Consider the following 20,096-nt stretch of genomic DNA (forward strand, 5'->3'; position numbering starts at 1 on the left):
GATAAGGGAGATTGTGACATGATTACACTGACCGATTGCAGCCGCAGGTTTCAGGATAAGAAAAAAGTAGTCAAAGCGGTGCGAGATGTAAGCTTAACAATTGAAAAAGGAGAAGTCGTCGGCATTCTCGGAGAAAACGGTGCCGGCAAAACGACGATGCTGAGAATGATTGCTTCCTTGCTTGAACCATCACAGGGTGTAATCACAGTAGACGGCTTTGACACGGTCAAGCAGCCGGCTGAGGTCAAACAAAGAATCGGTGTCTTATTCGGAGGAGAAACCGGGCTTTACGACAGGATGACCGCTAAAGAAAATCTCCAATACTTCGGCAGGCTGTATGGGCTGAACCGCCACGAGATCAAAGCAAGAATAGAAGATTTATCGAAACGGTTCGGCATGCGCGATTATATGAACCGGAGAGTGGGCGGGTTTTCGAAAGGCATGAGGCAGAAAGTCGCCATTGCCAGAGCGCTGATTCACGATCCGGACATCATTTTATTTGATGAGCCGACAACTGGGCTTGATATTACGTCAAGCAACATCTTCCGCGAATTTATACAGCAGCTGAAAAGAGAACAAAAAACGATTCTTTTCTCCAGCCACATTATGGAGGAAGTGCAGGCGCTCTGTGACAGTGTCATCATGATTCACAGCGGAGAGGTGATTTATCGAGGGGCGCTTGAATCACTATACGAGAGCGAGCGCAGTGAGGATTTGAATTACATCTTTATGTCTAAGCTTGTCAGGGGGATTTCTTAAATGCTGAGCCATATTTATAAAAAAGAAATGATCGACGCTTTGCGCGACAGAAAAACGATTTTACTCACAATCTTAGTGCCGATGATTATGATGCTTGGACTTGTCTTCTTTTATGAAAGCATGCTGTCCGACAAAGGGGAGCAGTACACGCTGGCTGTCGGCCATTCGCTTCCGCCCGCACTGGAAAGCAAGCTTCATGCGATTGACGAAATCAGCGTAAAAACATTTGCAAAGCCTGAAGAGGCAGTTGATGAAGGAAAAGCAGATGCCTATCTGAACGTCCCGAAAGAGTTCGACTCATATGTCAACAGCATGACACCTTTTAAGGTTGATGTTTACGGCAATTCAATCGATCAAGGGTCGTCAAATGCCATGCAGCTTGTGCAGTCAGCCTTAGATCAGTACAAAAATGAAATTGTGCAGCAACGTTTAACAAATAAGCATATTGATCAATCGGTGATCCAGCCGTTTACAATTCAGCAAAAGGAAGCGGATGAGGAGAAAGGGACTTCCGCTATTATGCTTTCCGCCATTCTGCCCATGCTGATTCTGACTTCCATTGTTTCCGGCGCAATGCCGATCGCTCTTGATATCATGGCCGGTGAAAAGGACCGGAAGTCAATCGAGGCGCTGCTATTAACGCCAGTCAGCAGAAATAAAGTGCTGGTCGGCAAGTGGCTTGCGGTTTCCACTTTTGGCGTGGCTTCAGGTGTATTGGCTTTGGTGTTTTTGATTTTGTCCACCGTGTTATTTACCGAAAATTTAAAAACGGCCTTCCAGCTGGGAGATCATATGTGGAGTGTAATCGGCGCTTCAGCCTTAATCATTGTGCTCTCTGCATTGCTGATATCTGCGATGGAGCTTTTCATCAGCATCATGTCCAGCTCGGTAAAAGAAGCGCAAAGTTATATGTCTCTCGTCGTCTTTTTGCCTGTATTCCCGATGTTTTTCATCTTCAGCAAGGCACCGAACCAATTTGACTTATCATACTTTCTCATCCCGTTTCTGAACCTGCATGCGTTATTTAAACAGCTTTTATTCGGGATGATTGACCCGGCTGCCATTTTGTCTACATCAGGAACCATCGCCGTGCTCATCGCCATCTTCTTTTTACTAGCCAGAGCCTGTTTCCTGAAAGACAAATGGGTTCTTCCAAAATAAACTTGCGAAAGGAGAAATACACTTTCTCCTTTTTGTATATCCTGAAAAAAGAAGGAAAATAGAAAAAGGATATCTAATACAAAAAGTGACCCTGCACTATTTTTCATCAAAATTGGTTTCAAAGGAGAAGGAACAATGGATCAAACACGTACACTCGGCAAAACGAAGCTGAAGGTGAAGCGGATCGGATTCGGCGCGAATGCGGTCGGCGGACATAATCTATTTCCAAATCTAAATGATGAAACAGGGAAGGATTTAGTGCGCACGGCATTGGATGGCGGCGTCAATTTTTATCGATACCGCCTTTATATATGGATTGGGGCGATCTGAAGAATTAATCGGCGAAGTCGTACAGGAACGCGGCGTGCGGAATGAGCTCATCATCGCCACCAAAGGAGCTCATAAAGAAGTGAACGGCAGCATTGAATTAGACAATAGCCGGGAGTTTCTTCGCAGCGAGGTGGAGAAGAGCCTGAAGCGGCTGAAAACAGATTACATTGATTTGTATTATGTTCACTTTCCGGATGGAAAAACACCTCTCGCTGAAGTGGCGGGCACTTTGAAAGAGCTGAAGGATGAGGGGAAAATCAAAGCGATCGGCGCTTCGAACCTCGATTATCAGCAATTGCAGGATTTTAATGCTGACGGCTATTTGGAGGTCTTCCAGGCCGAATATTCTCTCATACAGCGTGATGCCGAGAAAGAGCTTCTTCCATACTGTGAAAAACAAGGCATCTCCTTTATTCCTTACTTTCCGCTTGCGTCCGGACTGCTGACAGGAAAATTCACGCAAGACACAGTCTTTGATGATTTCAGAAAGGATAAACCTCAATTTCAGGGTGAAACGTTTATCCACAATCTCAAAAAAGTAGATAAGCTGAAAGCAGTAGCAGAGGAAAAACAAGCGGATACGGCACATGTCGCCTTGGCGTGGCTGTTAACGAGACCGGCGATTGATGCCATTATTCCAGGAGCTAAACGACCTGAGCAATTACAGGATAACCTGAAAACCTTGAACATTGAACTGACCGAAGATGAAGTGAATTTCATCAGCGACATTTTCAAATAAAAAAGGAAATAGCCGTCATGGCTATTTCCTTTTGGTGTTTTATTCTTTGATGAATGCTTCGACTAATTCTGCTGCTCTGTAATCATCCATATCAAGCTGCCATTGGTCGATGTCATTTTTCTTCATTTTCACTTCAACTGTTTTTTCAGATGAAGCAGGTCCAAGCTTTTTGAATTCCTCAGGGTAGACTTGAAGCGCGTATTTCACTGCCTCTTCATAGCTGGCACTAGAGTTTTTACTGTAGTAGTCTTTCACTTTGTCTTCGATACGGTCTGAAAGAGAAGATGCATCTACAGGTTTAACTGTGGCTTCAACAATTGCTTCGTCTTTAGAGATTGAAGTCGTTTTTGCTTGAATGGAAGAGTTTTTGCTTAATCCCTCTTTAATGCCGTTCACGATATTATCAAGCGCTTTGCTGTCCGCATATGTGCTGGAAAGGCCGGAAGCTGAGAGATAACCGTCTTTGGCTGATTCATTGAAATCATTTACAATTTCATTTTTGTTAGCGCCGGTGATTTTTTCGAAATCGGCGTTATCTTTGCCGAAAAGAAGGACATCAACATAAGCTGATAACGCTTTTGCAGAATCTTGAAGCTTATCTGCCGTCGCCAGGATTTTTTTGTCTTTTCCGTCAATTTTAAAAGTAACTGATTTTGGCTTTTTATCACCGTAAGATTCCGGCGTATAGTTGAGCTCGTATTGCTTGCCTTTATCTACAACGAAGAAAAGATTTCCTTCAACGGATTTGTCAGCGTTAATCGTGCTGCCTTGAAGCTTTTCGCTATAGTCTTCAGGGTCTGTGTCAGACATTTTGGTATCACCTTGATACAATGTGAAATCCATACTGTCTACATTCAGCGGGTCTTTTCCTGTGTTTTTCACCGCGACATTGACTTTTAACACAAGCTGGTCATCTGAAGTGGACTTATCATATTTAGACGGAAGTGTGTAAGAGACATCCTTGATTTTGACTTGAGCTATATCTGAGCTTTTTTCTGTTTCTGATTCTTTCTTCTCCGCGCTTGTTTTGCTGCCGGAACAAGCAGCTGTAAACATCATCAGCAGAAGAATTAGGAAAACAGCGTACGTTTTTTTCTGAAACATTCATTTTTCCTCCTCAAATGGTTTAGGAAAGGGGAGTCTTTTGTCTTTGAGAAATGGATCTTTTTGAATGGATTAGCATCATATAACCAAAAAAATCAGTTCTTTTCTCACGGTTTTCACCGGATTTTCTGGAAACTCCGCCCTCCTTTGTCATGAATGGACCTATAAAAAGTTACAACGGAATTAATTTTAAGATTATTAGCTTTTATATTGAATAGGTTCATCATCCTATTTTTGGTGAAAAATGTTCTGGTAAAACTGGTAAACTCAGAAAACTGTGTATTTTAGACTATTACTTTTTGATTAGTTGGAGGGAACTTAAGAAGGATGAAAGGGGCCGCCTTTGTGAAGAAAGAGGGACTGAAACAAAAAGCACTGGAAATCGGCCGGGTGCCGACACACTTAAAACTGGAAATTGAAGATTATGGCGGTGATGACAAAAGAGCCTATTTTTGTTGGACAGATCCTCAGGATGAGAATATCGGCATTATCGTGGAACTTGGACCGGACGGGGAGCTGGAATCCCTTTCCCGTGATATTGAGCCTGAAAGCGGAAAAAGGCTGTCTGAGGAGAAACTAGAGGATATCATGCGCCAATTTGTCGAGACTCATCATCCGGGGGCACTCTCTGCCTTTGTTCGTGAAGAAAATGACCCTGCATACGGCGATAAAGTGAGATTTTCATATGTTCAAATGGAGGCTGGGCTTCCTCTCCCCATGAGCGGATTTATGGCTGATGTTTCCTTATCAGGTGAGATCGTTTACTTCCGCTATTACGGCGAAGCGGGCAGCATCATCAAGCCAAAGAGGGTCGCGGATGTTGAAGAGGCACTTGCCTTTATCAAGAAGGACGTGGAGTTCGACCTTTTGTTTGAGGTTCTCCATCGTTCTGTTTACAAAAACGGAGATGATCAGCCGCATTTGGTGTATGAGCCTGAATGTAGGGCGATTACCGTACCTGCGGATTTGGTTCAAGAAGAACAAGGAGGAGTTGATGATGACGATGATTACAGGGAGCCGGAGAGCTTTCCTCTCCCTTTATTCGAGGGCATCCGCGAAAAGGCCGATCCTGACAGCATGATTGGTATTGAAAATGGGTTTGTCAAAGAGCGGGAAGCGGATTTGGGAGATGGGAGAATCGGAATCGTTTGGCGGAATCCGGATGACCCTGTGTATCAGCCGGCGGATAAAAGCATGGACAGCTGGTTTAAGGGACGGACTCATCAAGTGCTGAAAACCATCTATAACAAAGAAACCGGAAAACTCGAAGGCGTCATGTCATTTATGGAGGAAAAAGGGCCGCTGACAGTAACCTTGGCAGAGTGCGAAAAAATCGCGCTTCGCTTTCTGTTTGCTTTATTTCCGAATGCCGATCAATATTTTAGGATCAGATACGATGAAAAGGATGAAGAAGAAAACGCAGTCGCTGTTTTTACATTTGAAACGCATTGTCACGGAGTTCCGCTCCGATTTGGGCAGATCAAAATTTGTGTCAGCCGCCAGACAGGGTATATCACCGTTTATATGGGACCGGATATTGACCCAAATGAGCTGGCAACCATTGATCCTGTGCCGGCCATTTCAGTTGAACAAGCCAAGGCTATCTTTTGGCAGCATTTTAAAGTTGAGCTTGGCTGGGAAAGAGAGTACGGAGATGATGAAGAACACAGCTACCGGCTCGTCTATAAGCCGGTGTATCCGCGTTTTATCGATGCACATACAGGAGAGCCTGTCTTCAGCTCATGGTAAAACAGCCAAAAGTCACGCAATTGCCTCAGGCATAGAAGAGAGTACGTGATGAAAGTAACAGAAAGAATCTCGAAAAACAATGACAATAATAGAAAAGGACCTTTCTTCACTTTAAAAGAAGAAAGGTCTTTTTATATAATAAACAGGATTCTCTTTGTCGTAGACTCTTTGAAAGGGATGACTTCATTGGTTAATAAACAGCTGAAAAAGAAGGCGCAGGAGATCGGAAATGTACCGACGCATTATGAGCTTGAGATAGAAGATTACGACCAAAAGCAAAAGAAGAACGGGCAGGCATATTTTATCTGGAAGGACCCTAAAGATCCGGAAAAGCACATTACAGTTGAACTCAGAAATGACGGCGCTTTGCTCACCTTTTCAACAACTGTCCGCTCCGAGACAGACAAACAACTTCCAGATGCCGAGCTGAAGCTGACGGCTCTTCAATTTGCCGCTGCCAATCATCCCGGTACATTTATGAATTTTCATTTTCAAGGCAAGGAAGAACGGGGGCAGCACATCCGGTTTGTCTATACCAAAATGGAGCTGGGGCTTCCGATTCCCAATTCAGGTTTTTTAATTGATATGACACGCAACGGTCAGATTGTCCACTTTCTATATTACGGGGAAGGGCATAAAGCCGAAGTTCCGACGGAATTTGTAGCAAAAGAGAAGGTTGTGTCCCATTACTTAAACACAATGTCTTTTGAGCTGATGTACGATGTCATTGATGGCGAACAGGAACCAAGGCTTGTTTATGAACCGATTCTCCCGGGATACAGCTATCCCGCAGATGTAGACGAAATTGTGCCCGACCAGCATATCGCAGATGAAAGAATAGAAAACACGGCGCCACTGCCGCCGCTTCAGAACAAGGAAGAAGTTGATATATTTGCCTTGCTGGGTTTTACCTCTGATATGCAGAAAGTCAGTGAAAGAGACTTTGGAGAACAAATTGGAAGCACATGGCGCAGGGGCGCTGCGCCGGAGCGTAAGGATTTAAGCATAGGAAGCTATTTTGAAACGAGAAATAAAAACACAATCAAAATGAAGACGGATAAAAGAACCGGAAAATTAAAAGCAGCGCTTTCTTTTATGGAGCGGCCGAACAACCGCCAATGCTCCACGGAAGAATGCCAAGAGATAGCGCTTCAATTTTTGTATGCCCTTTATCCGAGAGCGGCTGAGTTTTTCAGGGTGAATCCCGTCCGAATTGATGAAAGAGGGAGAGTCCGCAACCATTTTTCTGTCTGGTATAAAGGAGTGCCGCTGCGGTTCGGCGCTGCCCGCATCATTGTCAATCCGGAAACTGGGTTGATTGACGCTTTTATGGCGCCTGATATTGAACCTGAACAATTGGAAGCGATAAATCACAGGCCGGATGTTTCCGCTGAAGAAGCAAGAGAAGCGTTTTTAGCCGCTTTTGATGTGAAGCTGGAATGGCAGCCTGACTTTACAGCAGGCAGTGACCAGCACTACAAACTTGTCTATAAGCCGGTTTACCCTTCCTATATTGATGCGCACATAAGGAAAAAGAAAAGGCTGTGAGGGGTGTCTAGTTAGGAATCATCTCCAAGTGGGGGTAGTCCTTGAATCGTTTCCAATCCCCGCCCCATTCAAAACCGAGTGTCTTAGCGATCTCGACAACCTCCAGCCAATCTGATTTTCCGTTTTGATTGCCGTCATATTCCATATCCCATATGATGCTTCCATCCTTTTTTTGAAGGGCGAAATCAATCGCTAAACCATAGTTATGATACGATTCCCCTCCTCTTGCATAGGTGACAATATTCCCTTTTTTTGTACGTCCCTGTTTATATAATTCATCTTGTTCCTTAAAGGACCTGAATCCTTCAGTAATGACGACGGTAATGCCTTTATTCGCTGCAGCGGCTTTGAGTGCATCGGCATTCTGCTTCACAATCGGATGAAGATCCGAGGGGACAGGCATGTCCTGCAAGGCGTTTTGAGAATGCCATTCATGCCGAATATAACTAAAACAAAGATCTAGAGGAAATAGAATACATAAGATAACAAATGTTTTTGCGGGTAACTTCATATCGGTCTCACTTTCTCAAGATGTGCTGAATGTTAACGCTTTTAAGTGATTGACTCTCTCTAAAAGCGAACAGCTATGATAAAATATAACATAAATAGTAGCAGGAGGAAGGAGGCAGACCGATGAGAGCAAAGATTCCATCAGAAGAAGTAGCAGTAAAGCTGAATGAATGGTACAAGCTCATTCGCGCATTTGAAGCAGATCAAGCAGAAGCGTTAAAGCAGGAGATTGAATATGATTTAGAAGATATGGAAGAGAATCAGGACTTGCTTTTATATTTTTCTTTGATGGAATTCCGGCATCGAATCATGCTTGATAAGCTGATGCCGGTGAAAGACAGCGACACCAAGCCTCCGTTCTCTGATATGCTGAACGAAATTGAAAGCAATCAGCAAAAACTCACGGGCTTATTGGAATACTACTTTTATTATTTCAGAGGAATGTACGAATTCAAGCAGAAAAATTTCATATTAGCGATTGACCATTATAAACATGCCGAGGAAAAGCTCGAGTATGTCGAGGATGAGATCGAAAAAGCTGAGTTTCTTTTTAAAGTCGCAGAAGTGTATTATCACATCAAACAAACGTATTTTTCCATGAATTATGCGAGCCAGGCGCTTGATATCTATACGAAATATGAACTGTACGGTCGCCGCCGGGTTCAGTGTGAATTTATCATCGCCGGAAATTTGACCGATGTGTATCATCATGAAAAAGCACTGACCCACTTGTGCAGCGCTTTAGATCATGCCAGGCAGCTTGAAGAAGCATACATGATCGCCGCTGCCTATTATAATGTCGGACACTGTAAGTACAGTCTGGGTGATTACAAAGAAGCGGAGGGCTATTTCAAAACAGCCGCCGCCATTTTTGAGGAGCACAACTTTCAGCAAGCTGTTCAAGCTGTATTTTCACTGACCCATATCTACTGTAAAGAGGGAAAATACGACAAGGCAGTAGAGGCGTATGACCGCGGGATAAAGAGCGCGGCTGAATGGGAGGATGACTCGTACTTGACGAAATTCCGCCTCATTCATGAGCTGTATCTTGGAAGCGGCGACCTGAACGTGCTTACAGAATGCTTTGACCTGCTGGAATCCAGGCAGCTTCTTGCTGACGCCGAAGATCTGTTGCATGATACAGCGGAACGTTTCAATCAGCTGGAACATTACGAGTCCGCCGCTTTCTTTTACCGCAGGCTGATGAATATTAAAAAGAAGCTTGCCGAGCAGCGTTTTCAATAGGAAATGGCAGAGAACTACAGGTTCTCTGCTTTTTTTGTGCTGTTTTCAACTCGGAAAAACAGGGTATTTTCCACTGCATAGTGAGAAACAGAGGAGGATATCAAGTATGTACAAAGATTTAACCGGAAAAACAGCGATTGTGACAGGGTCTTCAAAAGGAATCGGGAAGGCCATTGCGGAACGGTTCGGACAGGAGAAAATGAATGTTGTTGTAAACTACCACAGCGACCCGTCTGGAGCCGATGAAACCCTGGAAATCATTAAGCAGAACGGAGGGAAAGCCGTCGCAGTTGAGGCGGACGTGTCAAAAGAAGAGGGGATTCAGGCGCTCTTGGACACAGCATTAGAGCATTTCGGCACGCTCGATGTGATGGTAAACAACTCTGGTTTTAACGGCGTTGAGGCGATGCCGCATGAGATGAGTCTTGAAGATTGGCAGAGAGTGATTGATGTCAATGTTACCGGAACCTTTCTGGGAGCGAAAGCAGCACTTAACCACATGATGAAAAACAATATCAAGGGCAATGTGCTGAATATCTCAAGTGTTCATCAGCAGATTCCGCGCCCTGTAAACGTTCAGTATTCCACATCCAAAGGCGGCATCAAGATGATGACGGAAACGCTGGCGCTCAATTATGCGGATAAGGGAATCCGCGTCAATGCGATAGCGCCCGGCACCATTGCCACAGAATCAAATGTTGATACGAAAAAGGAAGAGAGCAGGCAAAAACAATTGAAAAAAATCCCGATGAAAGCCTTCGGAAAGCCTGAAGAAGTGGCGGCAGCAGCAGCTTGGCTCGTATCTGAGGAAGCAAGCTATGTGACCGGCGCAACACTTTTCGTCGACGGCGGAATGACACTTTATCCATCTCAGCTTGAATAGAAGACAAAACAGGGGGATTGCGGGATGAAAACAGACTGGTGGAAGGATGCAGTGGTGTACCAAATTTACCCGAGAAGCTTTCAGGACAGCAATGGAGACGGAATTGGGGACTTGCGGGGGATTATTTCCCGTCTTGACTACATAAAGGAGCTCGGGGCAGATGTGATTTGGATTTGCCCGATCTATCCTTCTCCGAATGTTGATTACGGCTATGATGTGACAAACCATAAGGCGATTATGGATTCTTACGGAACAATGGACGATTTTCACGAGCTGCTGGACCAGGTGCATCAGCGGGGATTAAAGCTGGTGATGGACTTTGTGTTAAATCACACCTCGGTCGAGCATCCGTGGTTTAAAGAAGCGGAGCTGGACAAAAACAGCAAATACCGTAGCTATTATTATTGGCGTCCCGGCACAAAGAACGGCCCGCCGACGGACTGGCTCTCAAACTATGGATGCCCGGTCTGGCAATACGAAGAGCACACCGGAGAATACTATCTCCATATGAATGCCGTCAAACAAGCTGATTTAAACTGGGAAAATCCCGAAGTTCGCCAGGCGGTGTATGACATGATGAAATTTTGGCTCGATAAAGGGGTCGACGGTTTGCGAATTGATCAGCTCCATCTCATTTCTAAGAAAGAATATCTTCCTTCGTATGAGGACTATATCAATCAGCAGGCAGAGCCGAAGCCCTTTCAGCCAAATGGCGAACGAATCCATGACTATTTAAAAGAAATCACAGATGAAGTGTTTTCTCATTATGATGTCATGTCTGTCGGAGAGGTCGGCAGTGTCACACCGGAAGAAGGCCTGAAATATACGGGAACAGATAAGCATGAGCTGAATATGATTTTTCACTTTCAGCATATGGAGCTTGATCAGCAGCCCGGAAAAGAACATTGGGATTTGAAGCCCCTTGAGCTTTCTGATTTAAAATCGGTTTTGACAAAATGGCAAAAGAAGCTTGAACATCAAGGCTGGAATACATTGTTTTGGTGCAACCACGACCAGCCCCGGATTGTGTCCAGATTCGGAGACGATGGGGAATACCGCAAAGCATCAGCGAAAATGCTGGCAGCCGTAATTTATTTTATGAAGGGCACGCCGTATATTTATCAGGGAGAAGAAATCGGGATGACAAACGCGCCGTTCACCCGGATTGAAGACTACAAAGATATCCAAACGATCAATATGTATCATAAACGGGTGTTTGAAAAAGGCTATGATCCAAATGATGTGATGAGATCGATCTTAGCCAAAAGCCGGGATCACGCCCGGACCCCGATGCAGTGGAACAGCGGCAAAAATGCCGGATTTACTGACGGCACGCCTTGGCTGAAGGTCAATCCGAACTTCACCGCAATCAATGTGGAGGAAGCGCAGGGAGATCCTGATTCTGTCTTAAACTATTACAAAAAGCTGATCAGCCTGAGAAAGCAGTACGCTGACCTCATGAAAGGGAGCTTTGATCTTTTGCTTCCGGACGATCCGCAGTTGTTTGTATACATGAGAGAAAACAGTAAACAACAGCTTTTGTCGGTCAATAATTTTTCAAAAGAGCAGGCTGTTTTTCAGTGGCCTAAGAACTGCGGCAAAGCTCAGGCCTCACTGCTTCTCAGCAATTATAACAACGATGATCTTGATGACGAAATGGTGTTCCGGCCTTATGAGAGCAGGGTCTATCTTCTGGACAAAACAAACTAATGATTGAAGTAGCCCGGCATTTTTAGCCGGGTTTTTTTAGTACATATATTCGCTCTGCAGGCGGGAAGAATAAATGAAAATGAAATTTATTCTTGCAAAACGTAATGACTTCGGTTTATTATGATATAGGATTACAAAATCGTTATCATTTTGATTTAAAGTTACTGAAAAAGAGGGGATATACGATATGTTTAAAAAATGGAGCGGTTTGTTTGTGATTGCAGCGTGCTTTTTATTAGTTGCAGCATGCGGCAACTCATCAACAAAAGGGTCGGCGGATTCAAAGGGTGATAAACTGCACGTTGTCACAACGTTCTACCCGATGTATGAATTCACAAAACAAATTGTAAAAGACAAAGGCGATGTGGATCTGTTAATCCCATCTTCCGTTGAACCGCATGATTGGGAACCGACGCCGAAAGACATTGCCAACATTCAGGATGCTGATTTGTTCGTTTATAATAGTGAATACATGGAGACATGGGTTCCGTCAGCTGAAAAAAGCATGGGCCAAGGCCATGCCGTTTTCGTTAATGCAAGCAAAGGCATTGATTTAATGGAAGGCTCTGAAGAAGAACACGAAGAGCATGATCATGGGGAGCATGAGCACAGTCATGCAATGGACCCTCACGTATGGCTTAGCCCTGTTCTGGCACAGAAGGAAGTTAAAAATATTACGGCTCAAATCGTGAAGCAGGACCCGGATAACAAAGAATACTATGAGAAAAATAGTAAAGAATATATTGCAAAACTGCAGGATCTTGATAAACTATATCGTACAACCGCAAAAAAAGCGGAGAAAAAAGAATTTATCACGCAGCATACAGCTTTTGGCTATCTGGCAAAAGAATACGGCTTGAAGCAGGTTCCGATTGCAGGGCTTTCACCTGACCAAGAACCGAGCGCAGCCAGCTTGGCAAAGCTGAAAACATATGCCAAAGAACATAATGTAAAAGTTATTTACTTTGAAGAAATTGCATCCTCAAAGGTCGCAGATACGCTCGCCAGTGAAATCGGCGCGAAGACAGAAGTGCTGAATACACTGGAAGGCTTGAGCAAAGAAGAACAGGATAAAGGTTTAGGGTATATCGACATTATGAAACAAAACCTCGATGCCCTGAAAGATTCACTATTGGTTAAATCATAAGATAGTGTGCGCCGGAGGGGTGCACACTATTTCTTTGTGAGAAAGGAAGATTAACATGAATCTCGTCTCATTGAAAGATATCGTTTTCGGCTATTCCCATACGCCTGTTTTAGATAAAGTATCACTTGATATTGAAAGCGGTGAGTTCGTCGGCATCACTGGACCAAACGGCGCCTCTAAATCGACGCTCATAAAGGTAATGCTCGGCATGCTGAAACCGTGGGAAGGCACAGTGACGATCAGTAAAAGGAATACAGAAGGGAAACGCCTGACCATAGGGTACGTCCCGCAGCAAATTTCTTCATTTAATGCCGGATTTCCGAGCACGGTGCTGGAGCTTGTTCAGTCAGGCCGCTATACAAAAGGGAAATGGTTTAAACGTTTAAATGAAGAAGATCATCTTGAAGTAGAAAAAGCATTGAAAATGGTGGAAATGTGGGACCTCCGCCATCGTAAAATCGGTGATTTATCAGGCGGACAGAAACAGAAAATCTGTATCGCCAGAATGCTCGCCAGCAACCCGGATCTGCTGATGCTGGACGAACCGACGACAGCTGTTGATTACGACAGCAGAAAAGGATTTTACGAATTTATGCATCATCTCGTGAAAAATCACAACCGCACAGTTGTGATGGTTACTCACGAACAAAACGAAGTACAGCAATTTTTAGATAAAGTGATTCGATTAGAGAGAGGAGAAAAAGGCGGATGGAAATGTTTGACTTGGAATTCATGCGACGAGCTTTTCTAGCAGGCGGCATGATCGCCGTCATGGCTCCGATACTAGGAGTGTATCTCGTTCTCAGAAGACAGGCCTTAATGGCTGACACACTTTCACATATCTCATTGTCAGGTGTTGCCATCGGCTTTTTTCTCAGCACCAATATAACCGCAGCAAGCATAGTCGTCGTGACCATCGGCGCGATCGGAATTGAATACATGCGGCGGGCGTATCGGACTTATTCAGAAGTGTCCATTGCCATCTTAATGGCAGCTGGTTTGTCCTTCGCGATGTTTTTAATCAGCCTTTCCAAAGGCACAGCCAATATGAGCATCGATCAATACCTATTTGGATCGCTTGTGACAGTAAACCAGCAGCAGGTCTATATTATCAGTATTATCACACTGCTGATCCTGCTTTATTTTATTGTACTGAGAAGGCCGCTCTACCTGCTGACGTTTGATGAAGCTACAGCCAAAACATCGGGAATCAATACAAACGTTCTCTCGTTGTCATTCAGTATTGTCACAGGCCTTGCGATTTCAGTCATTATTCCGATCATCGGGGTCCTTCTTGTATCGGCCCTGCTCGTATTGCCGGCAGCCTTCGCCATCAGAATTGCAAAAGGCTTTAACATGGTTTTCATTACAGCCATACTCATTTCATTATTCAGCGTATTTACGGGACTGACATCATCCTATCAGCTCGGGACGCCGCCAGGTCCGTCTATTACCCTGCTATTGATCGTTTTGCTATTAATCGGATTTGCAGTTCAGGGAGTTTGGACGTTTATCAAAAAAGAAGCTCAGCGCAAAAAAAGAAGCCGATAACATGAAAAGCAGTTTTCCCTAGGGAAAACTGCTTTTTTTATAGAAACAATTCGGCAAGGCGCTCATAAGATTCTTTTTTCGCCTCAAAATCAAACACATTGCACAGAACCATGATTTCATTTGTTTCGTAGCAGCCTGTGAGGTCTAACAGCTGTTGTTTGACAGTGGTGGGAGAACCGATCACCATCCGCTTTCTGTTTTCTTCTATGAGTTTTTTATCGGACGCTGTATAGGGATGAGCTTTCGCTTCCTCGATGCTTGGCACGCGGCTGTCCAAGCCTTTTCCGACGCGAAGAAGCCACAGATCCTGGCTTAATGCGAGTTCTTCTGCCTCTTCATCTGTTTTTGCGCAAATGACAAAAATCGTAAACAGTGCGGATGGATTCGAAAAATGGGCTGAGGGCCGAAAGCTTTCCCGGTAGATGCGGAATGCATTTTCTCCTCGCTCGGGATTAATGAAATGCCCAAATACATATCCAATCCCCTGGTGCGCCGCGCGTCTTGCGCTGTTTTCACCAAGACCGAGCACCCATAGCTCGGGTGCCGTACCAATAAGGGGCGCCGCTTTGATTCCGGCATACGGATGGTCGGGAGGAAGGGAATCTGTTAGAAAATAAGAGACATCCTGCAGCTGTCTGTTAAATTCGGTTAAGCTTTTTTTCACCCCGTCCGTTAATGCAAGTCTGGTTTTTGTCGTGCCGCCGGGGGAGCGACCGACGCCGAGGTCAATCCGGTTTGGATACAGGGCCTCAAGCTGGCGAAAGGTTTCAGCCACTTTAAATGGGCTGTATTGGGGCAGAAGCACGCCGCCTGATCCGACACGAATGGTGTTTGTCTGTGCTGCGATGCGGGCGATCAAGATTTCAGGCGCTGTGCTTGCCAGTCCTTTCGTGCTGTGATGCTCGGCAAACCAATAACGCTTATAGCCCCACTCTTCGCTTAATTGGGCAAGCTCAACCGAATGCTGGAGAGTTGTCACAGGGCTTTCTCCTTTAGAAACAGGTGCCTGATCAAGTATGCTTAAATGAATCAAAAGGCCGCTTCCTTTCTGTCTGTTTTTAGATGGTGACACCAGAATAGGCAAAATGACTTGCCCGCGTCAAATGGTTTGTTTAAGAAGCGCACTTTATAGCATTTGCAAATCATATATCAAATATGGAAGTTTTTTTTCGAGGTTTTTCGTCAATTATTCTTAACTTTTACGAAACTTTGATATAATAACAAACGTATATATTAGTAATTTACGGCTTATTTTCCTTGTGAGCGTAAAAATAAATGTGACTATCTTCACATTTCGATGAGTAGGAGTGAATCGTGTGGCAATTTCTTTAGAAAAAGGTCAACGAATTGATTTAACAAAAGGAAAAGCCGGTCTGTCAAAATTGATGGTCGGTCTCGGCTGGGACCCAGTGTCCTCAGGCGGAGGATTCTTCAGCAAACTGCTTGGCGGAGGCGGTCCGAATATCGACTGTGACGCTTCAGTGCTGATGCTGGAAAACGGAAAATTCACCGATAAGAAAAACCTGATTTATTTCGGCAACCTGAAAAGCCGCTGCGGCGGTGTACAGCATACAGGCGACAACCTGACGGGTGACGGTGCAGGCGATGACGAGCAAATTATGATAGATTTAGATAAAGTGCCTGGAAACATCGATAAGCTTGTATTTGTAGTAAACATTTACGATTGTGTCAGAAGAAAACAAGATTTTGGCATGATTCAAAATGCGTTTATCCGCGTAGTTGATCAATCTAATCACGAGGAAATGCTCAAGTACAATTTGAGAGACAATTACGCCGGCAGAACAAGCCTGATTACAGCAGAAATCTACCGCAGCGGCAGTGAGTGGAAGTTTGCGGCGATCGGTGAAGGCACAAACGATACGAGATTAGAAGATATTATCAGCCGATACGTATAAAAGAAAAGGAGTGGATGAAACATGACAATCTCATTGGCAAAAGGACAAAAAGTAGATTTAACAAAAACAAATCCTGGTCTTTCAAAGGTTGTTGTCGGTTTAGGCTGGGATACGAACAAGTATGACGGCGGACACGACTTTGATCTTGACTCAAGTGTGTTTCTGTTAGACGCCGCAGGCAAATGCGCGTCACCAAACGACTTTATTTTCTACAACCAGCTTGAAGGCGGCAACGGTTCAGTCGTTCATTCAGGCGACAACCTGACTGGTGCTGGCGAAGGCGACGATGAGAATGTAAAAGTAAATCTCAGCGCTGTACCGGCAAACATTGATAAAATCTCATTTGTTATTACCATTCACGATGCAGAAGCGCGCAGCCAAAACTTTGGACAAGTATCAAACGCGTTTGTCCGCATCGTAAATGAAGAAACAAATGAAGAGCTCATCCGTTACGATCTTGCAGAAGATTTCTCTATTGAAACGGCAATCATTGCAGGGGAGCTTTACAGACATAACGGCGAGTGGAAATTCTCAGCAATCGGCTCAGGCTACCAAGGCGGCCTTGCCCGCATTGCAACAGACTACGGTTTGCAAGTCGGTTAAGACAAATACGAAGAGCAGAAAGGAGAGAGGCAGTATGGCCATTCAATTATCAAAAGGACAGCGCATTGATTTAACAAAAACAAATCCGGGACTGACTAAAGCGGTGATCGGCTTAGGCTGGGATACAAACAAGTACTCCGGCGGACACGATTTTGACCTGGATGCTTCGGCCTTTTTAGTTGATGCGCATGATAACTGCGTAAATGATCTCGATTTCGTCTTCTATAATAACCTTGAACATCCGAGCGGCGGTGTCATCCATACGGGTGACAACCGCACGGGTGAGGGCGACGGAGATGATGAGCAGATTATCGTTGATTTCTCAAAAATCCCTGCTCACATTGAGAAAATCGGCATCACAGTGACCATTCACGACGCTGAAGCACGCAGCCAAAACTTTGGACAAGTTTCCAATGCATTTGTCCGCGTTGTGGATGAAGAAACGCAGAATGAGCTTCTTCGCTTCGATTTGGGAGAAGACTTCTCCATTGAAACAGCTGTTGTCGTTTGTGAGCTTTACAGACACGGCGGCGAGTGGAAATTCAATGCAATCGGCAGCGGATTTTCCGGCGGGCTGGCTGCATTGTGCCGGAATTACGGTTTGCAAGTGTAAGCGAGTGACAAATAGAGAAGTCACCGTTTCAAATTATAGGAGGAAAAAACTTGGACTTTTTACATCATATTTTGTCTACGTATGCTTCATTTTTCGATTGGAAAATGTGGGGGGAAGTTCTGACTGATCCTGTTTCCTGGGGTTTGATCGGTTCCCTTGTTGTTCTGGAAGGCCTTTTATCGGCCGATAACGCGCTTGTTCTTGCGGTCATGGTTAAACACCTGCCGGAAAAACAGCGGAAAAAAGCGTTAACGTATGGTTTGTTTGGAGCTTATATTTTCAGGTTTATTTTCATCGGGCTCGGTATGCTTCTCATTAAATTCTGGTGGATCAAGGTGCTTGGCGCGCTTTACCTGGCTTGGCTCGTCATTAAGCACTTCTGGATAGGCGAAAAAGAAGAGGAAGCGGACGGCATGAAGAAAAACTCTTGGATGGTCCGCACGTTCGGGATCTTCTGGGCGACTGTCATTTCAGTAGAATTAATGGATCTTGCCTTCTCTGTGGACAGCATCCTGGCCGCGTTTGCAGTATCTGAAAAAGTATGGGTGCTTCTGATTGGCGGTATGCTTGGTATTTTAATGATGCGTACAGTGGCAAAAGTGTTCCTTGTGCTGATTGATAAAATTCCTGAGCTGGAAAACACAGCATTCGTCTTAATCGGCATTATCGCGCTGAAAATGGCGGGGAGCGCTTTCCATTACGAAATGCCGCACTCTGTATTCTTCATTATCATTATCGCTGCATTTGCGGTAACATTGATCATTCACTACATCAATAAACAAAAGCAGGTGCGCGAACAAACAGCCGCTTCAAAAGAAGAATAAAACAAAACAAGGAGGGAGGTTCAATGTCCTTCCTTTTTTGTTACCGAAATATCGTTTCAATGACAAACCGGAAAGGAGGATATGATGAGACAAGAAGAACTAACCATTCATAAAGCACTTCCGGCTGATGGCGATTGGAAAAGCCTGCTGTTTCAGCCATTGCCGGAGCGGGATCACTATGAAACTGCACAAGGCCTTTCTTTTTCTCGTCTTGCCGGTCAGATATTGGGCACGCCTATTGATGAGACGGACTACTATAACGAGCTGTATGAGCTGTCTGTAAACGACCGCATAACGATTTTGAGTGAAACGCTTGATAAAACAATCGAACCGGAAACATTTCAAAAGCTTCAGCATATTCATTCCATCAATCAGAAAGAAAAAGGGCTGTCAGTCAGCCGCTTTGTTGCCTTTCTGGACGGGGAAAAGCTGATTGCGAAGCACTCAAATCCCTTGATGCACCGCCATTTAAGAAAAGCGTTGATGACGCTTTTACATACCTTTGCGGACAGTCATGAAAAGGGGCTGAATCATCCTGATTTTCGCAGAGTGCTGCTTGATGTCTCGAAGTTTTCCTTAAACCATCTGAACCCTTGGCTGGAAAAAACCGATATAGAGCGGGAGATGCCGAAGGTTGTTTGGTATGGAGATGCGACGAAAAGCCAGCTCTATTTCTTATATTATCTGATGCTGGTCGGCTGTGATGTACTGCTGTTCCATCCGGCGGGAACGGATCAGCTGGCGCTTGTCGACCCGAAGCAGGAGCTCGGTTTTACGGAAAAGCTCCCGGATGTTTCGGAGCTTCAGCCGTTTCCGAAAGAAAAACCAGACCGGAAATCAACAGTGGCTTACCGCTCAACAAAGGAAATTGAACATGTGCTGAATCACGAGGAATCCATGCTATATAAGCCGTGGCAGTTCAGAGATCACACACCGGTGTCCGTTACGCTGAAAACGACCTATGATGAATTGTTTTTAATCACGAAAGAACGCGCCTTTATTCGGCCGAATTTCAAAGCTGATAAACATTCCATTGAGATTCCGAATGTATTCGCCAAAATTATGGGCGTGTCGAAAGACAATAAGGAATATTGGAACAGGCTTCATACTCTAGCGGATTATCAGGAAACAGAAATGGTCAGAAGCTTTCCATTTACAGAAGAAATAAAGTCGAACTATCAATTTCACTACAGCCACGCACTTGATCAAGAAGGGAACATTGATCCGGACAAGCTGATGGCAAGCAATGTGTGGCAGTACAAACAGCTGCCGGCGGGCGTTCAGACTGCCATTGCCAAAACGATTTCGAGAATGTGCAGGTACCCGCGGCTTAAAGCCTTGCATCAGGAACAAGTCAAGGATGTTCAAATCTATTTGTTTAAACAAACAACAAACCTGCCTGCTAATCTGCTGAAATTGATTCAAATGTTCGACTATGCGCAAACCGTTCCGAAACTCGTTTTATATCATACGGAAATGAGCGGCGGACTCACGCGTTCGGATGCTGCCGCCCTGCTGTTCCTGAATGAAATCGGAATCGATATCATCATTTATAATCCGCCCGGACACCAAGATATTGAGCAGTTTATTGAAGAGGATCAGTATGATATCCACTGGCTGGATGACATGGTGTTTCAGCAGGACTACAAAGAGCCTTCGCTTGTGAAAAGGCTCTTCAGAACCATTACCCAAAAATAAGGAGAG

19 protein-coding genes and 1 pseudogene are annotated in these 20,096 nt (G+C 44.6%); 16 read left to right on the top strand and 4 right to left on the bottom strand.

Annotated features, from left to right (window positions below; genetic code table 11):
• Window positions 1-18: 18 nt before the first annotated feature.
• The 3 genes and pseudogenes from natA to bslm_RS01575 all read left to right on the top strand — a co-directional run bounded on the left by natA (window position 19) and on the right by bslm_RS01575 (window position 2,989).
• A complete protein-coding gene (gene natA, locus bslm_RS01565) occupies window positions 19-759 on the top strand; it encodes a sodium ABC transporter ATP-binding protein NatA (protein WP_003234757.1) in 741 nt (246 codons plus the stop codon).
• Window positions 760-1,920: a sodium ABC transporter permease NatB gene (gene natB, locus bslm_RS01570; RefSeq protein ID WP_046380764.1), complete on the top strand. Its 1,161-nt coding sequence runs from the start codon at window positions 760-762 to the stop codon at window positions 1,918-1,920.
• A gap of 135 nt (window positions 1,921-2,055) precedes the next feature.
• Window positions 2,056-2,989, top strand: a pseudogene (locus bslm_RS01575) (aldo/keto reductase).
• Between the two features lie 39 nt (window positions 2,990-3,028).
• Here the strand turns inward: bslm_RS01575 and bslm_RS01580 are convergent.
• Together bslm_RS01580 and bslm_RS21215 are read right to left on the bottom strand one after the other, a co-directional pair.
• Entirely contained in the window at window positions 3,029-4,093 is a 1,065-nt protein-coding gene (locus tag bslm_RS01580) for a DUF4352 domain-containing protein (RefSeq protein ID WP_003234750.1), read from the bottom strand.
• A 22-nt stretch (window positions 4,094-4,115) separates the two neighbouring features.
• The gene (locus tag bslm_RS21215; RefSeq protein WP_003246334.1) at window positions 4,116-4,247 is read right to left on the bottom strand and encodes a hypothetical protein; all 132 of its coding nucleotides are present in this window, start codon (window positions 4,245-4,247) and stop codon (window positions 4,116-4,118) included.
• 173 nt (window positions 4,248-4,420) lie between these two features.
• Here bslm_RS21215 and bslm_RS01585 point away from each other — a divergent pair, with 173 nt between their 5' ends.
• Entirely contained in the window at window positions 4,421-5,842 is a 1,422-nt protein-coding gene (locus tag bslm_RS01585; protein ID WP_046380765.1) for a YcdB/YcdC domain-containing protein, read from the top strand.
• Window positions 5,843-6,028: 186 nt separating this feature from the next.
• A complete protein-coding gene (locus bslm_RS01590) occupies window positions 6,029-7,390 on the top strand; it encodes a YcdB/YcdC domain-containing protein (protein WP_046381483.1) in 1,362 nt (453 codons plus the stop codon).
• Between the two features lie 7 nt (window positions 7,391-7,397).
• On the opposite strand, the gene cwlK is transcribed toward bslm_RS01590, so the two are convergent.
• The gene (cwlK, locus tag bslm_RS01595) at window positions 7,398-7,901 is read right to left on the bottom strand and encodes a peptidoglycan L-alanyl-D-glutamate endopeptidase CwlK (protein WP_046380766.1); all 504 of its coding nucleotides are present in this window, start codon (window positions 7,899-7,901) and stop codon (window positions 7,398-7,400) included.
• Between the two features lie 122 nt (window positions 7,902-8,023).
• Between cwlK and rapJ the strand changes: the two genes are divergently transcribed.
• The 6 genes from rapJ (at window position 8,024) to znuB (ending at window position 14,436) form a co-directional block, all read left to right on the top strand.
• Entirely contained in the window at window positions 8,024-9,145 is a 1,122-nt protein-coding gene (rapJ, locus tag bslm_RS01600) for a response regulator aspartate phosphatase RapJ (protein WP_046380767.1), read from the top strand.
• Window positions 9,146-9,251: 106 nt separating this feature from the next.
• Window positions 9,252-10,028 carry an SDR family oxidoreductase gene (locus bslm_RS01605; RefSeq protein ID WP_003234739.1) on the top strand — a complete coding sequence of 259 codons (777 nt, stop codon included), beginning with the start codon at window positions 9,252-9,254 and terminating at the stop codon, window positions 10,026-10,028.
• Between the two features lie 24 nt (window positions 10,029-10,052).
• Window positions 10,053-11,738: a glycoside hydrolase family 13 protein gene (locus bslm_RS01610; protein WP_003234736.1), complete on the top strand. Its 1,686-nt coding sequence runs from the start codon at window positions 10,053-10,055 to the stop codon at window positions 11,736-11,738.
• Between the two features lie 187 nt (window positions 11,739-11,925).
• Window positions 11,926-12,885, top strand: coding sequence for a metal ABC transporter substrate-binding protein (locus bslm_RS01615; RefSeq protein WP_003234733.1), 960 nt, complete (start codon window positions 11,926-11,928; stop codon window positions 12,883-12,885).
• A 55-nt stretch (window positions 12,886-12,940) separates the two neighbouring features.
• Entirely contained in the window at window positions 12,941-13,636 is a 696-nt protein-coding gene (gene znuC / locus bslm_RS01620) for a zinc ABC transporter ATP-binding protein ZnuC (protein WP_003234730.1), read from the top strand.
• Window positions 13,594-14,436 (top strand): zinc ABC transporter permease ZnuB, encoded by an 843-nt coding sequence (gene znuB, locus bslm_RS01625; protein ID WP_003246340.1) that lies wholly within the window; start codon window positions 13,594-13,596, stop codon window positions 14,434-14,436. The genes znuC and znuB overlap by 43 nt, the downstream gene beginning before the upstream one ends.
• Before the next feature lie 37 nt (window positions 14,437-14,473).
• Here the strand turns inward: znuB and bslm_RS01630 are convergent, their stop codons facing one another.
• Window positions 14,474-15,469 (bottom strand): LLM class flavin-dependent oxidoreductase, encoded by a 996-nt coding sequence (locus tag bslm_RS01630; protein ID WP_046380768.1) that lies wholly within the window; start codon window positions 15,467-15,469, stop codon window positions 14,474-14,476.
• A 283-nt stretch (window positions 15,470-15,752) separates the two neighbouring features.
• Here bslm_RS01630 and bslm_RS01635 point away from each other — a divergent pair, with 283 nt between their 5' ends.
• The 5 genes from bslm_RS01635 (at window position 15,753) to bslm_RS01655 (ending at window position 20,090) form a co-directional block, all read left to right on the top strand.
• A complete protein-coding gene (locus tag bslm_RS01635) occupies window positions 15,753-16,352 on the top strand; it encodes a TerD family protein (protein WP_003234725.1) in 600 nt (199 codons plus the stop codon).
• A 21-nt stretch (window positions 16,353-16,373) separates the two neighbouring features.
• Entirely contained in the window at window positions 16,374-16,955 is a 582-nt protein-coding gene (locus bslm_RS01640) for a TerD family protein (RefSeq protein WP_003234723.1), read from the top strand.
• A gap of 34 nt (window positions 16,956-16,989) precedes the next feature.
• Entirely contained in the window at window positions 16,990-17,568 is a 579-nt protein-coding gene (locus tag bslm_RS01645) for a TerD family protein (protein ID WP_003241242.1), read from the top strand.
• Between the two features lie 50 nt (window positions 17,569-17,618).
• Complete coding sequence (locus bslm_RS01650) at window positions 17,619-18,392, top strand: TerC family protein (protein WP_003246458.1); 774 nt, start codon at window positions 17,619-17,621, stop codon at window positions 18,390-18,392.
• An 84-nt stretch (window positions 18,393-18,476) separates the two neighbouring features.
• Window positions 18,477-20,090: a YceG family protein gene (locus tag bslm_RS01655; RefSeq protein ID WP_003246317.1), complete on the top strand. Its 1,614-nt coding sequence runs from the start codon at window positions 18,477-18,479 to the stop codon at window positions 20,088-20,090.
• Window positions 20,091-20,096 lie beyond the last annotated feature (6 nt).

It is taken from the genome of Bacillus sp. LM 4-2 (assembly GCF_000978495.1).
Taxonomy (GTDB): Bacteria; Bacillota; Bacilli; order Bacillales; family Bacillaceae; genus Bacillus; species Bacillus subtilis.

Excerpts from the sequence above, each read along its gene's own strand:
- natA (WP_003234757.1), top strand. The coding sequence starts at position 19 with ATGATTACACTGACCGATTGCAGCCGCAGGTTTCAGGATAAGAAAAAA.
- natB (WP_046380764.1), top strand. The coding sequence starts at position 760 with ATGCTGAGCCATATTTATAAAAAAGAAATGATCGACGCTTTGCGCGAC.
- bslm_RS01580 (WP_003234750.1), bottom strand. The coding sequence starts at position 4,093 with ATGTTTCAGAAAAAAACGTACGCTGTTTTCCTAATTCTTCTGCTGATG.
- bslm_RS21215 (WP_003246334.1), bottom strand. The coding sequence starts at position 4,247 with ATGACAAAGGAGGGCGGAGTTTCCAGAAAATCCGGTGAAAACCGTGAG.
- bslm_RS01585 (WP_046380765.1), top strand. The coding sequence starts at position 4,421 with ATGAAAGGGGCCGCCTTTGTGAAGAAAGAGGGACTGAAACAAAAAGCA.
- cwlK (WP_046380766.1), bottom strand. The coding sequence starts at position 7,901 with ATGAAGTTACCCGCAAAAACATTTGTTATCTTATGTATTCTATTTCCT.
- rapJ (WP_046380767.1), top strand. The coding sequence starts at position 8,024 with ATGAGAGCAAAGATTCCATCAGAAGAAGTAGCAGTAAAGCTGAATGAA.
- bslm_RS01605 (WP_003234739.1), top strand. The coding sequence starts at position 9,252 with ATGTACAAAGATTTAACCGGAAAAACAGCGATTGTGACAGGGTCTTCA.
- bslm_RS01610 (WP_003234736.1), top strand. The coding sequence starts at position 10,053 with ATGAAAACAGACTGGTGGAAGGATGCAGTGGTGTACCAAATTTACCCG.
- bslm_RS01615 (WP_003234733.1), top strand. The coding sequence starts at position 11,926 with ATGTTTAAAAAATGGAGCGGTTTGTTTGTGATTGCAGCGTGCTTTTTA.
- znuC (WP_003234730.1), top strand. The coding sequence starts at position 12,941 with ATGAATCTCGTCTCATTGAAAGATATCGTTTTCGGCTATTCCCATACG.
- znuB (WP_003246340.1), top strand. The coding sequence starts at position 13,594 with ATGGAAATGTTTGACTTGGAATTCATGCGACGAGCTTTTCTAGCAGGC.
- bslm_RS01640 (WP_003234723.1), top strand. The coding sequence starts at position 16,374 with ATGACAATCTCATTGGCAAAAGGACAAAAAGTAGATTTAACAAAAACA.
- bslm_RS01645 (WP_003241242.1), top strand. The coding sequence starts at position 16,990 with ATGGCCATTCAATTATCAAAAGGACAGCGCATTGATTTAACAAAAACA.
- bslm_RS01655 (WP_003246317.1), top strand. The coding sequence starts at position 18,477 with ATGAGACAAGAAGAACTAACCATTCATAAAGCACTTCCGGCTGATGGC.